Origin of the sequence: Streptomyces prunicolor, from assembly GCF_045162825.1 — a bacterium.
GTDB lineage: Bacteria > Actinomycetota > Actinomycetes > Streptomycetales > Streptomycetaceae > Streptomyces > Streptomyces prunicolor.
Map to the genome: position 1 here is coordinate 1,914,530 of NZ_CP108676.1, position 15,475 is coordinate 1,930,004.

Below are 15,475 nucleotides of genomic sequence, written 5' to 3' on the forward strand. Positions count from 1 at the left end.
AACGATCACACAACTTCCATCAAGGCTAGCAGCTCGCGCGCTACGTCCTCGACGGAGGTGTTGACCAGGGTCGCGTCGAACTCGGGCTCCGCCGCGAGCTCGATCTTGGCCGCGTCCAAGCGGCGCTCGATCACCTCGGGCGGCTCGGTGCCCCGTCCGGTGAGCCTGCGCACCAGCTCCTCCCAGGAGGGAGGAGCCAGGAACACCGAGTGCGCCTCGGACATGGACTCGCGGACCTGTCGGGCGCCCTGGAGATCGATCTCCAGGAGGACCGGTACGCCGGACTCCAGGTGCTCGAGTACGGCGGTACGCGGCGTGCCGTAGCGGTTGCCCGCGAATTCGGCCCACTCCAGAAGCTCGCCGTTGGCGATCAGCTTGTCCATCTCCTCGTCGGAGACGAAGAAGTAGTGGACGCCGTGCTTCTCGCCGGGGCGGGGCCTGCGGGTCGTCGCCGACACCGAGAGCCACACCTCGGGGTGTTCCTTGCGCATATGGGCGACGACCGTGCTCTTGCCGACCCCAGAGGGGCCGGAGAGCACGGTCAGCCGCGGACGTACGTCCGGGGGCTCGGGGGTCGTCCCCCGGAATGTTGCAGCCATGCAGCGATTATTCCAGCAATCCCGGTGTGCCCGGGACTCCCGGTCCGGAGTATCCGGACTCAGGAACCAGTGCTGCCGAACTCACGCTCCAGGGAGGCGATCTGGTTGGAACCAAGGCCACGGACACGGCGGCTCTCGGAGATACCGAGTCGCTCCATGATCTGCTTGGCGCGGACCTTGCCCACGCCGGGCAGAGACTCAAGCAGGGCGGAGACCTTCATCTTGCCGATGACGTCGTTCTCCTGGCCCTGCTTGATGACGTCATGCAGGGAGGCGCCGGAGTGCTTGAGTCGATTCTTGACCTCGGCCCGCTCCCGGCGAGCCGCGGCGGCCTTTTCGAGCGCGGCTGCGCGCTGTTCAGGGGTAAGGGGCGGAAGAGCCACGCCTACGTCACCTCGGATGTCGAACTGTCGGATACGGACCGGTGAGGAACCTAGTCGCCCCACACCTGGGGAGCTACGAGCAACACGCTTGCCCGTTGTCCCCCACTACCTAAAGGGTGTGGGGGTACCCCCACTGCTCGGAGACTAGCGGCCAGGGACGCCAGAGTCAGCGAGAACAGAGGAAAAGTCCTGGTCAGCCTGCGCCAGGCCGGACATTCCCGACATAATGCCCCTGATTTGAGGATGTATTCAGACTCAAGTCGCTCCGGAGTCGCTCGTCGAGCCACTCATCGGAGGACTCGATCGACCCGTTCGAACACCTCAGACGGTCGCAAAGGCGACGCGGATCTCCTCCGCGAAGCCGTCCGAGGCCGTCCGCAGGGCTCCCACGTCGGGACCGTGACGTAGAACACTCCGGCTCACGTTCGGGACGACGTTGCGCAGCGCCGACCCGAAGACCCCGGAAAGATCCGCCGGAGTGGCCCCCTGCGCCCCGATGCCGGGCGCGAGGATCGGACCGTTGATGGCGAGGTCGTACGACGACAGGTCGCCCAGCGTGGCGCCGACGACGGCCCCGAAGGAGCCCAGCGGCTCCTCCCCGGCGTTCTCGGCGGCCAAGTGGGCCAGCATGGTCGCTCCGATGTTCCGGCCGTCCGCGCGGACCGCGTGCTGCACCTCGCCGCCCTCCGGGTTGGAGGTCAGCGCGAGCACGAAGAGGCCGGCGCCGCTCTCTCGGGCCAGTTCGATCGCCGGGGCGAGCGAGCCGTAGCCGAGATACGGCGAGACGGTCAGCGCGTCGGAGAAGAGCGGGGAGTCCTTCCGGAGGAAGGATTCGGCGTACGCGGCCATGGTCGAGCCGATGTCGCCGCGCTTGGCGTCCATCACGACCAGCGCGCCGGCCGCCCGCGCCTCCTCGACGGACTTCTCCAGGACGGCGATCCCGCGCGAGCCGAAGCGCTCGAAGAAGGCGCTCTGCGGCTTCAGGACGGCGACCCGGTCGGCGAGCGCCTCGACGACCGTGCGGCTGAACCGCTCCAGCCCGGCCACGTCGTCGTTCAGGCCCCACTCGGTGAGCAGCGAGGCGTGCGGGTCGATGCCGACGCAGAGCGGGCCGCGCTCGTCCATGGCCGAGCGGAGACGTGCGCCGAAAGGTTCGAGGGGGCTCATACCGGCTGCTTCCTTACATCGGCGCCGACCGCGTCGGCGAGGGTGGCGTACGGGCTCGTGCGCAGGCGTGCGGCGAGGCCCTTGTGGATCGCGCGGCCCCAGAAGGGCCCTTCGTAGATGAAGGCGCTGTAGCCCTGCACGAGCGTGGCGCCGGCGAGGATGCGCTGCCAGGCGTCCTCGGCGTTCTCGATGCCGCCGACGCCGACGAGGGTGATGCGGTCGCCCACGCGCGCGTAGAGACGGCGCAGTACCTCCAGAGAGCGGGACTTCAGGGGCGCTCCCGACAGTCCGCCGGTCTCCTTGACGAGTTCGGGTTCGGATGTCAGACCGAGTCCCTCGCGCGCGATGGTCGTGTTCGTGGCGATGATGCCGTCCAGGCCGAGTTCGACGGCAAGGTCGGCGACCGCGTCCACGTCCTCGTCGGCGAGGTCCGGGGCGATCTTCACCAGGAGCGGGACGCGGCGGTCGGTCACCGCGCGGTCGGCGGCCTCGCGGACGGCGGTCAGCAGCGGGCGCAGTGCCTCGGTCGCCTGGAGGTTGCGCAGCCCGGGCGTGTTGGGTGACGACACGTTGACGACGAGATAGTCGGCGTGCCGGGCGAGCCGCTCGGTCGACTTCACGTAGTCGCCGACGGCCTCCTCCTCGGGTACGACCTTGGTCTTGCCGATGTTGACGCCGACGACGGTCCTGAAGACCGCCTCACGAGCCTCCAGACGGGCTGCCACGGCCGCGGAGCCCTCGTTGTTGAAGCCCATGCGGTTGATCAGCGCCCGGTCCGGCACGAGGCGGAACAGCCGCTTCTTGGGGTTGCCGGGCTGCGGCTCCCCCGTGACCGTGCCGATCTCGACGTGGTCGAAGCCGAGCATCGACATGCCGTCGATCGCGACCGCGTTCTTGTCGAAGCCGGCGGCGAGCCCGAAGGGGCCGTGCATCCGCAGCCCGAAGGCCTCGGTCCGCAACTCCGCGAACCGGGGCGCGAGGGCGGCCGCGACGAACGTGCGCAGGACGGGGATGCGGACGGCCAGCCGGATCCAGCGGAAGGCGAGGTGGTGCGCCTGCTCCGGGTCCATCCGTTTGAAGACCAGACGGAAGAAAAGCTTGTACATCTCAGTGTCCTCACGAGAAGGGGGACACCGTTTCCGGTGTCCCCCTCAAGGCTGCTAGTCGCGGGCCGCGGTCAGGTGTTCGGCGTGTTCCTGGAGTGAACGCACGCCCACGTCACCGTGGTTGAGGGCGTCGATGCCCTGGACGGCGGCGGCGAGCGCCTGGACCGTCGTCAGGCACGGGACCGACCGCGCCACGGCCGCCGTACGGATCTCGTAGCCGTCGAGGCGGCCGCCGGTTCCGTAAGGCGTGTTGACGATGAGGTCGACCTCGCCGTCGTGGATGAGCTGGACGATGGTCTTCTCGCCGTTCGGGCCGACGCCCTCGGACTGCTTGCGGACGACCGTGGCGTTGAGGCCGTTGCGCTTGAGGACCTCGGCGGTGCCGGAGGTGGCGAGCAACTCGAAGCCGTGGGCGACCAGTTCACGCGCCGGGAAGATCATCGAGCGCTTGTCCCGGTTGGCGACCGAGATGAACGCGCGGCCCTTGGTGGGCAGCGGGCCGTAGGCGCCGGCCTGGGACTTGGCGTACGCCGTGCCGAAGACGGAGTCGATGCCCATGACCTCGCCGGTGGAACGCATCTCCGGGCCGAGGACCGTGTCGACGCCACGCCCGTGGATGTCGCGGAAGCGCGACCACGGCATGACGGCCTCCTTGACGGAGATCGGCGCGTCCAGCGGGAGTTCCCCACCGTCGCCGTGGGCCGGGAGCAGCCCCTCGGCGCGCAGTTCGGCGACGGTCGCGCCCAGCGAGATCCGGGCGGCGGCCTTCGCGAGCGGTACCGCGGTCGCCTTCGAGGTGAAGGGGACCGTACGGGACGCGCGCGGGTTGGCCTCCAGGACGTAGAGGATGTCACCGGCCATCGCGAACTGGATGTTGATCAGCCCGCGGACGCCTACTCCCTTGGCGATGGCCTCAGTTGAGGCTCGCAGGCGCTTGATGTCGAAGCCGCCCAGGGTGATCGGCGGCAGGGCGCAGGCCGAGTCGCCGGAGTGGATGCCGGCCTCCTCGATGTGCTCCATGACGCCGCCGAGGTACAGCTCGTGGCCGTCGTAGAGCGCGTCGACGTCGATCTCGATCGCGTCGTCCAGGAAGCGGTCGACGAGGACCGGCCGGGAAGGGCTGATCTCGGTGGACTCGGCGATGTACGACTCCAGGCGGGTCTCGTCGTAGACGATCTCCATGCCTCGGCCGCCCAGGACGTACGACGGGCGGACGAGGACCGGGTAGCCGATCTCGTCGGCGATGGCCTTGGCGCCCACGAAGGTGGTCGCGGTGCCGTGCTTGGGGGCCGGGAGGCCCGCCTCCGCGAGGACCTGGCCGAAGGCGCCCCGGTCCTCGGCGGCGTGGATCGCCTCGGGCGGGGTGCCGACGATCGGGACGCCGTTGTCCTTGAGGGCCTGGGCGAGACCGAGCGGGGTCTGGCCGCCGAGCTGCACGATCACGCCCGCGACCGGACCGGCCAGGGACTCCGCGTGGACGATCTCCAGCACGTCTTCCAGCGTGAGCGGCTCGAAGTACAGGCGGTCGGAGGTGTCGTAGTCCGTGGAGACGGTCTCGGGGTTGCAGTTGACCATCACGGTCTCGTAGCCGGCGTCGCTCAGCGCGAAGGAGGCGTGGACGCAGGAGTAGTCGAACTCGATGCCCTGGCCGATGCGGTTGGGGCCCGACCCCAGGATGATGACCGCGGGCTTCTCGCGCGGGGCGACCTCGTTCTCCTCGTCGTAGGACGAGTAGAAGTACGGGGTCTTCGCGGCGAACTCGGCGGCGCAGGTGTCGACCGTCTTGTAGACCGGGCGGATGCCGAGCGCGTGCCGGACCTCGCGGACGACGTCCTCGCGCAGGCCGCGGATCTCGCCGATCTGCTGGTCGGAGAAGCCGTGCCGCTTGGCCTCGGCGAGCAGCTCCGGGTCCAGCTTGTCGGCGGCGGCCAGCTCGTCGGCGATCTCCTTGATGAGGAAGAGCTGGTCGACGAACCAGGGGTCGATCTTCGTGTACTCGAAGATTTCTTCCTGGGTGGCGCCCGCGCGGATGGCCTGCATGACGGTGTTGATCCGGCCGTCGGTGGGCCGTACGGCCTCCTCCAGGAGCTGGATCTTCTCGCCGGGCTCGCCCACGAACGTGAACTGGCTGCCCTTCTTCTCCAGGGAGCGCAGCGCCTTCTGGAAGGCCTCGGTGAAGTTGCGGCCGATGGCCATGGCCTCGCCGACCGACTTCATGGTGGTCGTCAGGGTCGAGTCGGCGGACGGGAACTTCTCGAAGGCGAAGCGCGGGGCCTTCACGACGACGTAGTCGAGGGTCGGCTCGAAGGAGGCCGGGGTCTCGCGCGTGATGTCGTTCGGGATCTCGTCGAGGGTGTAGCCGACGGCCAGCTTGGCGGCGATCTTGGCGATCGGGAAGCCGGTCGCCTTGGAGGCGAGGGCCGAGGAACGCGACACGCGCGGGTTCATCTCGATGACGATGACGCGGCCGTCGACCGGGTCGATCGCGAACTGGATGTTGCAGCCGCCGGTGTCGACGCCGACCTCACGGATGATCGCGATGCCCACGTCGCGCAGCACCTGATACTCGCGGTCGGTCAGCGTCATCGCCGGGGCGACGGTGATCGAGTCGCCGGTGTGCACGCCCATGGGGTCGAAGTTCTCGATGGAGCAGACGACCACGACGTTGTCGTTCTTGTCGCGCATCAGCTCCAGCTCGTACTCCTTCCAGCCGAGGATGGACTCCTCCAGGAGGACCTCGGTGGTGGGAGACAGGGTGAGGCCCTGGCCTGCGATGCGGCGCAGCTCCTCCTCGTCGTGCGCGAAACCGGAGCCGGCGCCGCCCATGGTGAAGGAGGGGCGGACGACGACCGGGTAGCCGCCGAGCGTGTCGACACCGGCGATCACGTCGTCCATGGAGTGGCAGATGACCGAGCGGGCGGACTCGCCGTGCCCGATCTTCTGGCGCACGGCCTCGACGACGTCCTTGAAGAGGTTGCGGTCCTCACCCTTGTGGATGGCCTCGACATTGGCGCCGATCAGCTCGACGCCGTACTTCTCCAGAGTGCCCGCCTCGTGCAGCGAGATGGCGGTGTTGAGCGCCGTCTGACCGCCCAGGGTGGGCAGCAGGGCGTCCGGCCGCTCCTTGGCGATGATCTTCTCGACGAAGTCCGGGGTGATCGGCTCGATGTAGGTGGCGTCGGCGATCTCCGGGTCGGTCATGATCGTCGCCGGGTTGGAGTTGACCAGGATGACGCGGAGGCCCTCGGCGCGCAGGATGCGGCAGGCCTGGGTGCCGGAGTAGTCGAACTCGGCGGCCTGGCCGATGACGATCGGACCGGAGCCGATGACCAGGACGGACTGGATATCGGAGCGCTTAGGCACGCTGGTCCTCCATCAAAGACGTGAAGCGGTCGAACAGGTAGGCGGCGTCGTGCGGGCCGGCCGCCGCCTCGGGGTGGTACTGGACGCTGAACGCAGGCCGGTCGAGCAACCGCAGCCCCTCGACGACCTGGTCGTTCAGGCAGACGTGCGAGACCTCCGCGCGGCCGTACGGCGTGTCGGAGACCTTGTCGAGGGGCGCGTCGACGGCGAAGCCGTGGTTGTGCGCGGTGACCTCGACCTTGCCCGTCGTACGGTCCTGGACAGGCTGGTTGATGCCCCGGTGGCCGTACTTCAGCTTGTACGTGCCGAAGCCGAGCGCGCGGCCCAGGATCTGGTTGCCGAAGCAGATGCCGAAGAGCGGGGTGCCGCGCTCCAGGACGGCCTGCATGACGGCGACCGGGTGGTCGGCGGTGGCCGGGTCGCCCGGGCCGTTGGAGAAGAACACACCGTCGGGCTGGACGGCGTACACGTCCTCAACGGTCGCCGTGGCGGGCAGCACATGCACCTCGATGCCGCGCTCGGCCATGCGGTGCGGGGTCATGCCCTTGATGCCGAGGTCGACGGCAGCGACGGTGTACTTCTTCTCACCGATCGCGGGGACGACGTACGTCTCCTTGGTGGCGACCTCGGCGGAGAGGTTCGCGCCCGTCATCTCGGGGGCTTCGCGCACCTCGGCGAGCATGGTGTCGTCGTCGGGCAGCGAAGGGCCGGAGAAGATGCCGACGCGCATGGCGCCGCGCTCGCGCAGATGGCGGGTCAACGCGCGCGTGTCGATGCCGGAGATCCCGACGACGCCCTGGTTGCGCAGCTCCTCGTCCAGGGAGCGGCGGGAGCGCCAGTTGGACGGCACGCGCGCGGGGTCGCGCACCACGTAACCGGCGACCCAGATGCGGGCCGACTCGGGGTCCTCGTCGTTCACACCGGTGTTGCCGATGTGCGGGGCGGTCATCACGACGACCTGGCGGTGGTACGACGGGTCGGTCAGGGTCTCCTGGTAGCCGGTCATGCCGGTGGAGAACACGGCCTCGCCGAAGGTCACCCCCACGGACCCGTAGGCGCGGCCGCGGAAGATCCGGCCGTCCTCCAGGACGAGTACGGCGGGAACCTTGGCGGCTCCCCTGGTGGAGGTGGTCATCGTGCGCCTTCCGTGTCGGTCGTTTCGAGACTCTTGTTGATCATGCTGTTCAGGGTGTCGACCCACTCCGCGTGCTCGGCCGCTTGGTCCGAGCGGAACCCGGAGTCGATCAGCCGGTCGCCGTGCGCCCACGTCACGACCAGGAGACCGCCCTCGCTGAGGACCTTCCCGGCGATGCCCTTGCCGAGCAGGGCCTCGCGCAGCGCGCCGGCCGGGATGAAGAAGTCGGTGGCTCCGGGTCGTACGACATCCAGGCCGGCCTCCGTCAGGGTCAGTTCGACCCGGCTGCGGGTGCCCAGGCCGTGCGCCACGATGCGGTCGAGCCACTGCCCGGCGGTGGTGGAGCCGTGGTAGCGGCCACTCATCGACAACACAGCCAGTTTCGCCTCGCCCACCTCTTCCGGCGCGGTGGGCAGCTCGGGGACGTCGCCCTGGAGGGTGCCGCGCCACTTCCAGCCCTCGCGCATCAGCCAGTAGACGAGCGCGATGAACAGCGCGAGGCCGACGAGCCAGCCGATACGGGCGGCCCAGTCGGTCACCGGGGCGGACTTCTCCCCGGCCGCGAGGTGGGTCAGTTCCAGAGGTGTCACGTGAGCTTCCCGTCGACGAGCGTGGCCTTGCCCCGGAGCCAGGTGTGCGTCACACGGCCCGGCAGCTCACGCCCCTCGTACGGGGTGTTGCGACTGCGCGAAGCGAAGCCCGCGGGGTCCACCGACCCACGGTATTCCGTGTCGACGAGCGTGAGGTTGGCGGGCTCACCAGCCGAGACGGGACGGCCGTGCCCCACCGCCCGCCCGATCTCGGCGGGCTTGACGGACATGCGCTCGGCGACCCCGGTCCAGGTGAGGAGCCCGGTGTCCACCATGGTCTCCTGCACCACTGACAACGCGGTCTCCAGGCCGACCATCCCCATGGCGGCGGCGGCCCACTCGCAGTCCTTGTCCTCGTGCGGGTGCGGGGCGTGGTCGGTGGCGACGATGTCGATCGTGCCGTCGGCGAGCGCCTCGCGCAGGGCCAGCACATCGCGCTCGGTGCGCAGCGGCGGGTTGACCTTGTAGACGGGGTTGTAGGAGCGCGCCAGCTCATCCGTGAGGAGGAGGTGGTGCGGGGTGACCTCGGCGGTCACGTCGATGCCCCGGGACTTGGCCCAGCGGACGATCTCGACGGACCCGGCGGTCGACAGGTGGCAGATGTGGACGCGGGAACCGACGTGCTCGGCGAGCAGGACATCCCGGGCGATGATCGATTCTTCGGCCACCGCCGGCCAGCCCCCGAGCCCGAGTTCGGCGGAGACGACACCCTCGTTCATCTGGGCGCCCTCGGTCAGCCGCGGCTCCTGCGCGTGCTGCGCGACGACTCCCCCGAAGGCCTTCACGTACTCCAGCGCCCGGCGCATGATCACCGCGTCGTCGACGCACTTGCCGTCGTCGGAGAAGACGGTGACCCCGGCGGCCGACTCGTGCATGGCACCCAGCTCGGCGAGCTTCTTGCCCTCCAGGCCGACGGTGACGGCGCCGATGGGCTGCACATCGCAGTACCCGTGCTCCTGGCCGAGCCGGTAGACCTGCTCGACGACACCGGCGGTGTCGGCGACGGGGAAGGTGTTGGCCATGGCGAACACGGCCGTGTAACCGCCGCCGGCGGCCGCGCGGGTACCGGTCAGGACGGTCTCGGAGTCCTCGCGGCCGGGCTCGCGGAGGTGGGTGTGCAGGTCGACGAGACCCGGCAGCAGCACCTTGCCGTCGGCCTCGACGACCTCGGCACCCTCGGCGGACAGTCCGCTGCCGACCTCGGCGATGGTGTCCCCGTCGATCAGCACGTCCTGCGGCTCGCCGCCGAGGATCTTCGCACCACGGATCAGGATCTTGCTCATGTGACTTACTTCTCCTCGATACGGGCGTGGCTGACGGCGGGTTCGTTGCCGCCCAGAAGCAGATAGAGCACGGCCATCCGGATGGACACTCCGTTTGCGACCTGCTCGACGACGGTGCAGCGGTCCGAGTCGGCGACCTCGGCGGTGATCTCCATGCCCCGGACCATCGGCCCCGGGTGCATCACGATCGCGTGCTCGGGCATCTTCGCCATCCGCTCGCCGTCGAGGCCGTAGCGCCGCGAGTACTCGCGCTCGGTGGGGAAGAACGCCGCGTTCATGCGCTCGCGCTGCACGCGCAGCAGCATCACCGCGTCGGACTTGGAGAGCGTGCTGTCGAGGTCGTAGGAGACCTCGCAGGGCCAGGCCTCGACACCGACCGGCACCAGGGTGGGCGGGGCGACCAGGGTGACCTCGGCGCCCAGGGTGTGCAGCAGGTCGACGTTCGAGCGGGCGACGCGGCTGTGCAGGATGTCGCCGACGAGCGTGATCCGCTTGCCGGCCAGGTCCTGCCCGAGCCCGGCGTCCCGGCCGACGAGTCGGCGCCGCATGGTGAACGCGTCCAGGAGGGCCTGCGTCGGGTGCTGGTGGGTGCCGTCACCGGCGTTGATGACGGCCGCGTCGATCCACCCGGAGGTGGCGAGGCGGTACGGCGCTCCGGAGGCACCGTGCCGGATGACGACCGCGTCGACGCCCATGGCCTCCAGGGTCTGCGCGGTGTCCTTCAGGGACTCGCCCTTGGAGACGCTCGACCCCTTGGCGGTGAAGTTGATGACGTCGGCGGAGAGGCGCTTCTCGGCGGCTTCGAAGGAGATACGCGTGCGCGTGGAGTCCTCGAAGAAGAGGTTGACGACGGTACGGCCGCGCAGGGTCGGCAGTTTCTTGATCGGCCGGTCGGCGACCCTGGCCATCTCCTCGGCGGTGTCGAGGATCAGGACGGCGTCGTCGCGGGTGAGGTCGGCGGCCGAGATGAGATGACGCTGCATCTGTCAGGCTCCGTAAGGCAGTTCAGGTCAGGAGAATGCGGGCAGGCGGAGACGCCGCGTGCCACAGGGGCACGGCGTGAGTCCGCTACGGGGTCTGCTTGGTGCCGAGCAGCACGGTGTCGCGACCGTCCTCCTCGGCGAGCTGGACCTTGACCGTCTCCCGCAGCGACGTGGGGAGGTTCTTGCCGACGTAGTCGGCGCGGATGGGCAGTTCGCGGTGGCCTCTGTCGACCAGAACCGCGAGCTGCACCGCGCGGGGGCGCCCGATGTCGTTCAGGGCGTCGAGGGCGGCGCGGATGGTGCGGCCGGAGAAGAGCACGTCGTCGACGAGGACGACCAGGCGGCCGTCGATGCCGTCACCGGGGATGTCGGTGCGGGCCAGCGCGCGGGGCGGGTGCATGCGCAGGTCGTCGCGGTACATGGTGATGTCGAGGGAGCCGACCGGGATCTTGCGGTCGGTGATCTCTTCGAGCTTGACGGCGAGCCGCTGGGCGAGGAACACGCCCCGGGTCGGGATGCCGAGGAGCACCACGTCGTCGGCGCCCTTGGCGCGCTCGACGATCTCGTGGGCGATGCGGGTCAGGACCCGCGCGATGTCGGGGGCCTCGAGAACGGGCCGGGCATCGGACTCGTACTGCTGAGTGTCCATAAGAAACGGACCTCCTTCTCCGCCTCACGGGACGGACCTTAAAGGACGTCGGATTTGCGCCATCCACGGTAGCAGGCCGGGGCGACACCCCAGATCACCCCTATGGCGTAATCGGACACCGCTACCACGGAAGAGCCGGTGCGGACCATTCGGCTTGACGCGGGAGCGTAACGCTGCGTAACCTCACAGTGAGTTACCAGCCGCGCGGCGCGGAAACACTGCAGCCGCGTCGACACAGTGTCCGGGAGCTATATGTCCAGCGAATACGCCAAACAGCTCGGGGCCAAGCTCCGGGCCATCCGCACCCAGCAGGGCCTTTCCCTCCACGGTGTCGAGGAGAAGTCACAGGGACGCTGGAAGGCGGTCGTCGTCGGGTCGTACGAGCGCGGCGACCGTGCCGTCACCGTGCAGCGCCTCGCCGAATTGGCTGACTTCTACGGGGTTCCGGTGCAGGAGCTGCTGCCGGGCACCACGCCGGGCGGGGCCGCCGAGCCGCCGCCGAAGCTGGTCCTGGATCTGGAGCGGCTGGCCCACGTGCCCGCCGAGAAGGCCGGCCCGCTGCAGCGCTACGCGGCGACGATCCAGTCCCAGCGCGGCGACTACAACGGCAAGGTGCTCTCGATCCGTCAGGACGACCTGCGCACACTCGCCGTCATCTACGACCAGTCCCCCTCGGTCCTCACCGAGCAGCTGATCAGCTGGGGCGTGCTGGACGCGGACGCGCGTCGCGCGGTCTCCCACGAGGAGAACTGAGCCGCTCCCGTCGAGCCGCTTCCCGTCTCAGCAGAAACGTGCCGCCGGGGTGGCCGGAACTTAACCGTTCCGGCCACCCCGGCGGCTTTCTGCGGGCCTCAGGAGCCTCATGCGTACGGGAACGCCCTCATGCCCACGGGAACGCCGGAGGGCCCGCAGCGCTGTGCTGCGGGCCCTCCGGCGTTTCGCTCGCGTACTGCTCTACGCCTCGTCGCGGCGCAGCGTGGGCTTCAGGTCCTTGAAACGGCCCAGCAGGCCGTTCACGAACGAGGGCGACTCGTCCGTGGAGAACTCCTTCGCCAGCTGCACCATCTCGTCGAGGACGACGGCGTCCGGGGTCTCGTCGACCCAGATCAGCTCGTAGGCGCCGAGGCGCAGGATGTTGCGGTCCACCACGGGCATGCGGTCCAGCGTCCAGCCGACCGAGTACTGCGCGATCAGCTCGTCGATACGGCGCGCGTGCTGCGCGTACCCCTCGACCAGCTCCATCGTGTACTCGCTGACCGGCGGCTGCCGGGTGTCGTCCCGGGAGAGCCGGATCCAGTCCGCGAGGACCGTGGTGACGCCGACTCCGCGCTGGTCGCCCTCGAAGAGGATCTGGAAGGCGCGCTTGCGGGCCGTATTGCGGGCAGCCACGGTTAGCTGTTCACCCGGCCGAGGTAGTCGCTCGTGCGGGTGTCGACCTTGATCTTCTCACCGGTGGTGATGAAGAGAGGCACGTTGATCTGGTGGCCGGTCTCCAGGGTGGCGGGCTTGGTGCCACCGGTGGAACGGTCGCCCTGGACGCCGGGCTCGGTCTCCTGGATGACCAGCTCGACGGCGGCCGGCAGCTCGACGAAGAGCACCTCGCCCTCGTGCTGGGCGACCGAGGCGGTGAAGCCCTCGATCAGGAAGTTGGCGGCGTCGCCGACGGCCTTGCGGTCGACCATGAGCTGGTCGTAGGTCTCCATGTCCATGAAGACGAAGTACTCGCCGTCCATGTACGAGAACTGCATGTCGCGCTTGTCGACAGTGGCCGTCTCGACCTTGACGCCGGCGTTGAACGTCTTGTCGACGACCTTGCCGGAGAGCACGTTCTTGAGCTTGGTGCGCACGAAGGCAGGGCCCTTGCCGGGCTTGACGTGCTGGAACTCGACGACGGACCAGAGCTGGCCCCCGTCGAGCTTGAGCACCAGGCCGTTCTTGAGGTCGTTCGTGGAAGCCACGGTTGCGGAATCTCCTGGACTGACGTGGACGACCACGGGACACGCGCACAGCTCGGAAAAGCTAGAGCGCGAGCAGCTCCTTGGTCGTGATGGTGAGTAGCTCGGGTCCGCCGTCCGCCTCAGGGCGTACGACGAGCGTGTCATCGATCCGGACACCGCCCCGGCCCGGGAGGTGAACCCCCGGTTCGACGGTGACCGGCACGCAAGCGTCCAGTTTACCCATGGCCGCGGGGGCCAGCTGCGGCTCCTCGTCGATTTCGAGTCCGACACCGTGGCCGGTGAGGGCCGCGAGGCCTTCTGAGTACCCCGCGGAGTCCAGTACCTGGCGGGCCGCGCGGTCCACATCCCGGTAGGCGACACCGGGGGTCAGGGACTCCCGCGCAGCGCGCTGGGCGGCGAAGACGAGGTCGTACAGCTCGATCTGCCAGTCGGCGGGAGAGGTGCCGATGACGAACGTACGGCCGATCTCGCAGCGGTATCCGCGATAGGTGGCACCGAGGCAGACGGAAAGGAAATCTCCTTCCTCGACCCTGCGATCGGTCGGCCGGTGACCGCGTCTGCCCGAGTGCGGGCCGGTGGCGACGGAGGTGGCGAAGGCCGGGCCCTCCGCGCCGTGGTCGACGAGCCGCCGTTCCAGTTCGAGGGCGAGGTGGCGTTCGGTGCGGCCGACGAGGATCGACTCCAGGAGCTCTCCGAGGGCCTGGTCGGCGATCTCGGCGGCGATTCTCAGACAGGAGATCTCCTCCTCGTCCTTGACGACCCGCAGCTGCTCGACCGCGCCGCCGATGTCGGTGAGGCGGAGCGTTGGGGCGACCGAGCGGAGGGCTCGGTGGCGGGTCACGGTGAGGTGGTGTTCTTCTACGGCCATGGACTCGGCGCCGTGCGCTGCCGCGAGGTCTGCGGCCGCTACGGCGGGGTCGCCGCCGGGGCCCTTGAGTTCGTGGATGCGGAGGGCCTCGTCGGGACGGCCCTCTGGTGGGCGCTCGTCCAGCGGGTCTGTGCAGACCAGCGTGTCGTCCCGCTTGCCGAGCAGCAGGACGGCGCCCTGTGGGGCTGGACCGGCCAAGTAGCGCACGTTGGCTGGGTTGGTGACCAGCGCGGATTGGCTGCCGCCGGCTTGGGCTCGGTCCCTGAGCCTTGCTCGGCGGGCTGCGTAGACCTCTGACATGAGATGAGCGTAGGAGGGGTGGCTGGATTGTGCTGGTTGGGAGGGTGCCGTTCGGGGGACGCACCATGAGTTTCGGCTGCGGGTCCGTGGGGGCTGAGCGCGCCCACGCGGCGGAGCCGCACATTGATACAGCCCCGCGCCCCTTAAGTGGGACAGCTTCCCTGTGATTACCAGCTCGGGGGGCTTGCTATCGATCGGGCCAGGACGTCGTTGAGGACCTGGGCCGTCTGCTGGACGTCCATCTGGGAGTTGTCGATGATCGGGAGGCCCGAGCCGTACCAACCCGCCATGCGGCCGTGGATGCGGGCGACCTCCTCGTCGGTGAGGCGGCGGTTGCCGGCGCGTTTGGCGTTGCGTTCCAGGACGATCTCCAGGCCGGGCAGCAGGACCACCGGGAGGAGGCCGGGGCCCACGTGGCGTTTCCAGCCGCCGAGGCCGACCACCGGGCGGTCGGGGAAGACCGCGTCGTCGAGGATGCAGGAGATGCCGTTGGCGAGGAAGTTGCGGGCGGCGAAGCCGCAGGTGCGGCGGGCCAGGCGGTACTGGGCCTCGGAGTGGTCGTTCCAGCCCGACTGGGGGTCGGCGAAGCCCGAGCGGACCCATTCGCGGACGTCGTCGAGGCTGATGTGGGCGGTGGGGACCCGGCGGTGGTCCGCCCAGTACTTGGCGACGCTCGTCTTGCCCGCGCCGGCGGGGCCGATGAGCAGCACCGCGAGGGTCGTGGAGGTCGGGTCGGGGGCTGCCGCGGCCGGTGGGGCGCTGGGCATGGGCACGGGGCCGCCCGGCGGGAGCTGGATGTGGCCGGTGGTGTCCGGGGTGCGGCGCGGCATCGTGTGCGGCACCGGCGGGGTGGGCGCGAAGCCCGGGGCCGGTGGCGGGGGTGGCACGGGCGCCGGGCCCGGATGGTGCGGGCCCGACTGTTGTCCGGCCGGGGACCAACCGGTGGTCGGTCCCTGCCCCGGCTGGTGGGGCGGCGGCAGCGGTGACCCCACTGCGTGCTGCATCCGGTGCCACTCCGTCTCGTACAAGGCAATTGGCGCTGGCAGCGGGCCCGAACCCCGCTCCGTACCGAACGGTACCTTCCCCGGCCG

The 15,475-nt window shown here is 69.5% G+C and carries 15 protein-coding genes; 1 reads left to right on the top strand and 14 read right to left on the bottom strand.

The window, feature by feature from the left end; translation table 11 throughout:
• Positions 1-5: 5 nt before the first annotated feature.
• The 10 genes from gmk to pyrR all read right to left on the bottom strand — a co-directional run bounded on the left by gmk (position 6) and on the right by pyrR (position 11,258).
• Positions 6-599 (bottom strand): guanylate kinase, encoded by a 594-nt coding sequence (gmk, locus tag OG588_RS08535; protein WP_366097417.1) that lies wholly within the window; start codon positions 597-599, stop codon positions 6-8.
• Between the two features lie 59 nt (positions 600-658).
• The gene (locus tag OG588_RS08540; protein ID WP_019059734.1) at positions 659-982 is read right to left on the bottom strand and encodes an integration host factor; all 324 of its coding nucleotides are present in this window, start codon (positions 980-982) and stop codon (positions 659-661) included.
• Between the two features lie 321 nt (positions 983-1,303).
• Positions 1,304-2,149, bottom strand: a complete 846-nt coding sequence (pyrF, locus tag OG588_RS08545; RefSeq protein WP_405946759.1) for an orotidine-5'-phosphate decarboxylase — start codon at positions 2,147-2,149, stop codon at positions 1,304-1,306.
• Entirely contained in the window at positions 2,146-3,255 is a 1,110-nt protein-coding gene (locus OG588_RS08550) for a quinone-dependent dihydroorotate dehydrogenase (protein ID WP_405946760.1), read from the bottom strand. Before OG588_RS08550 ends, pyrF begins: the two co-directional genes overlap by 4 nt.
• 54 nt (positions 3,256-3,309) lie before the next feature.
• Complete coding sequence (gene carB, locus OG588_RS08555; protein WP_405946761.1) at positions 3,310-6,618, bottom strand: carbamoyl-phosphate synthase large subunit; 3,309 nt, start codon at positions 6,616-6,618, stop codon at positions 3,310-3,312.
• Positions 6,611-7,753 carry a glutamine-hydrolyzing carbamoyl-phosphate synthase small subunit gene (gene carA, locus OG588_RS08560; protein WP_405946762.1) on the bottom strand — a complete coding sequence of 381 codons (1,143 nt, stop codon included), beginning with the start codon at positions 7,751-7,753 and terminating at the stop codon, positions 6,611-6,613. Before carA ends, carB begins: the two co-directional genes overlap by 8 nt.
• Positions 7,750-8,343, bottom strand: a complete 594-nt coding sequence (locus OG588_RS08565) for a hypothetical protein (protein ID WP_405946763.1) — start codon at positions 8,341-8,343, stop codon at positions 7,750-7,752. The genes carA and OG588_RS08565 overlap by 4 nt, the downstream gene beginning before the upstream one ends.
• A complete protein-coding gene (locus OG588_RS08570; protein ID WP_405946764.1) occupies positions 8,340-9,626 on the bottom strand; it encodes a dihydroorotase in 1,287 nt (428 codons plus the stop codon). Before OG588_RS08570 ends, OG588_RS08565 begins: the two co-directional genes overlap by 4 nt.
• 5 nt (positions 9,627-9,631) lie before the next feature.
• Positions 9,632-10,609 carry an aspartate carbamoyltransferase catalytic subunit gene (locus OG588_RS08575; protein WP_405946765.1) on the bottom strand — a complete coding sequence of 326 codons (978 nt, stop codon included), beginning with the start codon at positions 10,607-10,609 and terminating at the stop codon, positions 9,632-9,634.
• A gap of 85 nt (positions 10,610-10,694) precedes the next feature.
• Positions 10,695-11,258 (bottom strand): bifunctional pyr operon transcriptional regulator/uracil phosphoribosyltransferase PyrR, encoded by a 564-nt coding sequence (pyrR, locus tag OG588_RS08580; protein WP_352180427.1) that lies wholly within the window; start codon positions 11,256-11,258, stop codon positions 10,695-10,697.
• A gap of 252 nt (positions 11,259-11,510) precedes the next feature.
• Between pyrR and bldD the strand changes: the two genes are divergently transcribed.
• Positions 11,511-12,011 carry a transcriptional regulator BldD gene (bldD, locus tag OG588_RS08585; protein WP_019059743.1) on the top strand — a complete coding sequence of 167 codons (501 nt, stop codon included), beginning with the start codon at positions 11,511-11,513 and terminating at the stop codon, positions 12,009-12,011.
• 201 nt (positions 12,012-12,212) lie between these two features.
• Here the strand turns inward: bldD and nusB are convergent, their stop codons facing one another.
• The 4 genes from nusB to OG588_RS08605 form a co-directional block, all read right to left on the bottom strand.
• Positions 12,213-12,647 (bottom strand): transcription antitermination factor NusB, encoded by a 435-nt coding sequence (nusB, locus tag OG588_RS08590; RefSeq protein WP_405946766.1) that lies wholly within the window; start codon positions 12,645-12,647, stop codon positions 12,213-12,215.
• Positions 12,648-12,649: 2 nt separating this feature from the next.
• The gene (efp, locus tag OG588_RS08595) at positions 12,650-13,216 is read right to left on the bottom strand and encodes an elongation factor P (RefSeq protein WP_317882246.1); all 567 of its coding nucleotides are present in this window, start codon (positions 13,214-13,216) and stop codon (positions 12,650-12,652) included.
• Between the two features lie 61 nt (positions 13,217-13,277).
• Positions 13,278-14,384: an aminopeptidase P family protein gene (locus OG588_RS08600; protein WP_405946767.1), complete on the bottom strand. Its 1,107-nt coding sequence runs from the start codon at positions 14,382-14,384 to the stop codon at positions 13,278-13,280.
• 167 nt (positions 14,385-14,551) lie between these two features.
• The gene (locus tag OG588_RS08605) at positions 14,552-15,388 is read right to left on the bottom strand and encodes a Pro-rich N-terminal domain-containing protein (protein WP_026150843.1); all 837 of its coding nucleotides are present in this window, start codon (positions 15,386-15,388) and stop codon (positions 14,552-14,554) included.
• Positions 15,389-15,475: the final 87 nt, after the last annotated feature.

What these genes read in the sequence shown, in the direction of transcription:
- OG588_RS08605 (WP_026150843.1), bottom strand. Translation starts at nt 15,388, where the DNA reads ATGCAGCACGCAGTGGGGTCACCGCTGCCGCCGCCCCACCAGCCGGGG.
- OG588_RS08575 (WP_405946765.1), bottom strand. Translation starts at nt 10,609, where the DNA reads ATGCAGCGTCATCTCATCTCGGCCGCCGACCTCACCCGCGACGACGCC.
- OG588_RS08600 (WP_405946767.1), bottom strand. Translation starts at nt 14,384, where the DNA reads ATGTCAGAGGTCTACGCAGCCCGCCGAGCAAGGCTCAGGGACCGAGCC.
- pyrR (WP_352180427.1), bottom strand. Translation starts at nt 11,258, where the DNA reads ATGGACACTCAGCAGTACGAGTCCGATGCCCGGCCCGTTCTCGAGGCC.
- OG588_RS08570 (WP_405946764.1), bottom strand. Translation starts at nt 9,626, where the DNA reads ATGAGCAAGATCCTGATCCGTGGTGCGAAGATCCTCGGCGGCGAGCCG.
- pyrF (WP_405946759.1), bottom strand. Translation starts at nt 2,149, where the DNA reads ATGAGCCCCCTCGAACCTTTCGGCGCACGTCTCCGCTCGGCCATGGAC.
- OG588_RS08550 (WP_405946760.1), bottom strand. Translation starts at nt 3,255, where the DNA reads ATGTACAAGCTTTTCTTCCGTCTGGTCTTCAAACGGATGGACCCGGAG.
- bldD (WP_019059743.1), top strand. Translation starts at nt 11,511, where the DNA reads ATGTCCAGCGAATACGCCAAACAGCTCGGGGCCAAGCTCCGGGCCATC.
- gmk (WP_366097417.1), bottom strand. Translation starts at nt 599, where the DNA reads ATGGCTGCAACATTCCGGGGGACGACCCCCGAGCCCCCGGACGTACGT.
- carA (WP_405946762.1), bottom strand. Translation starts at nt 7,753, where the DNA reads ATGACCACCTCCACCAGGGGAGCCGCCAAGGTTCCCGCCGTACTCGTC.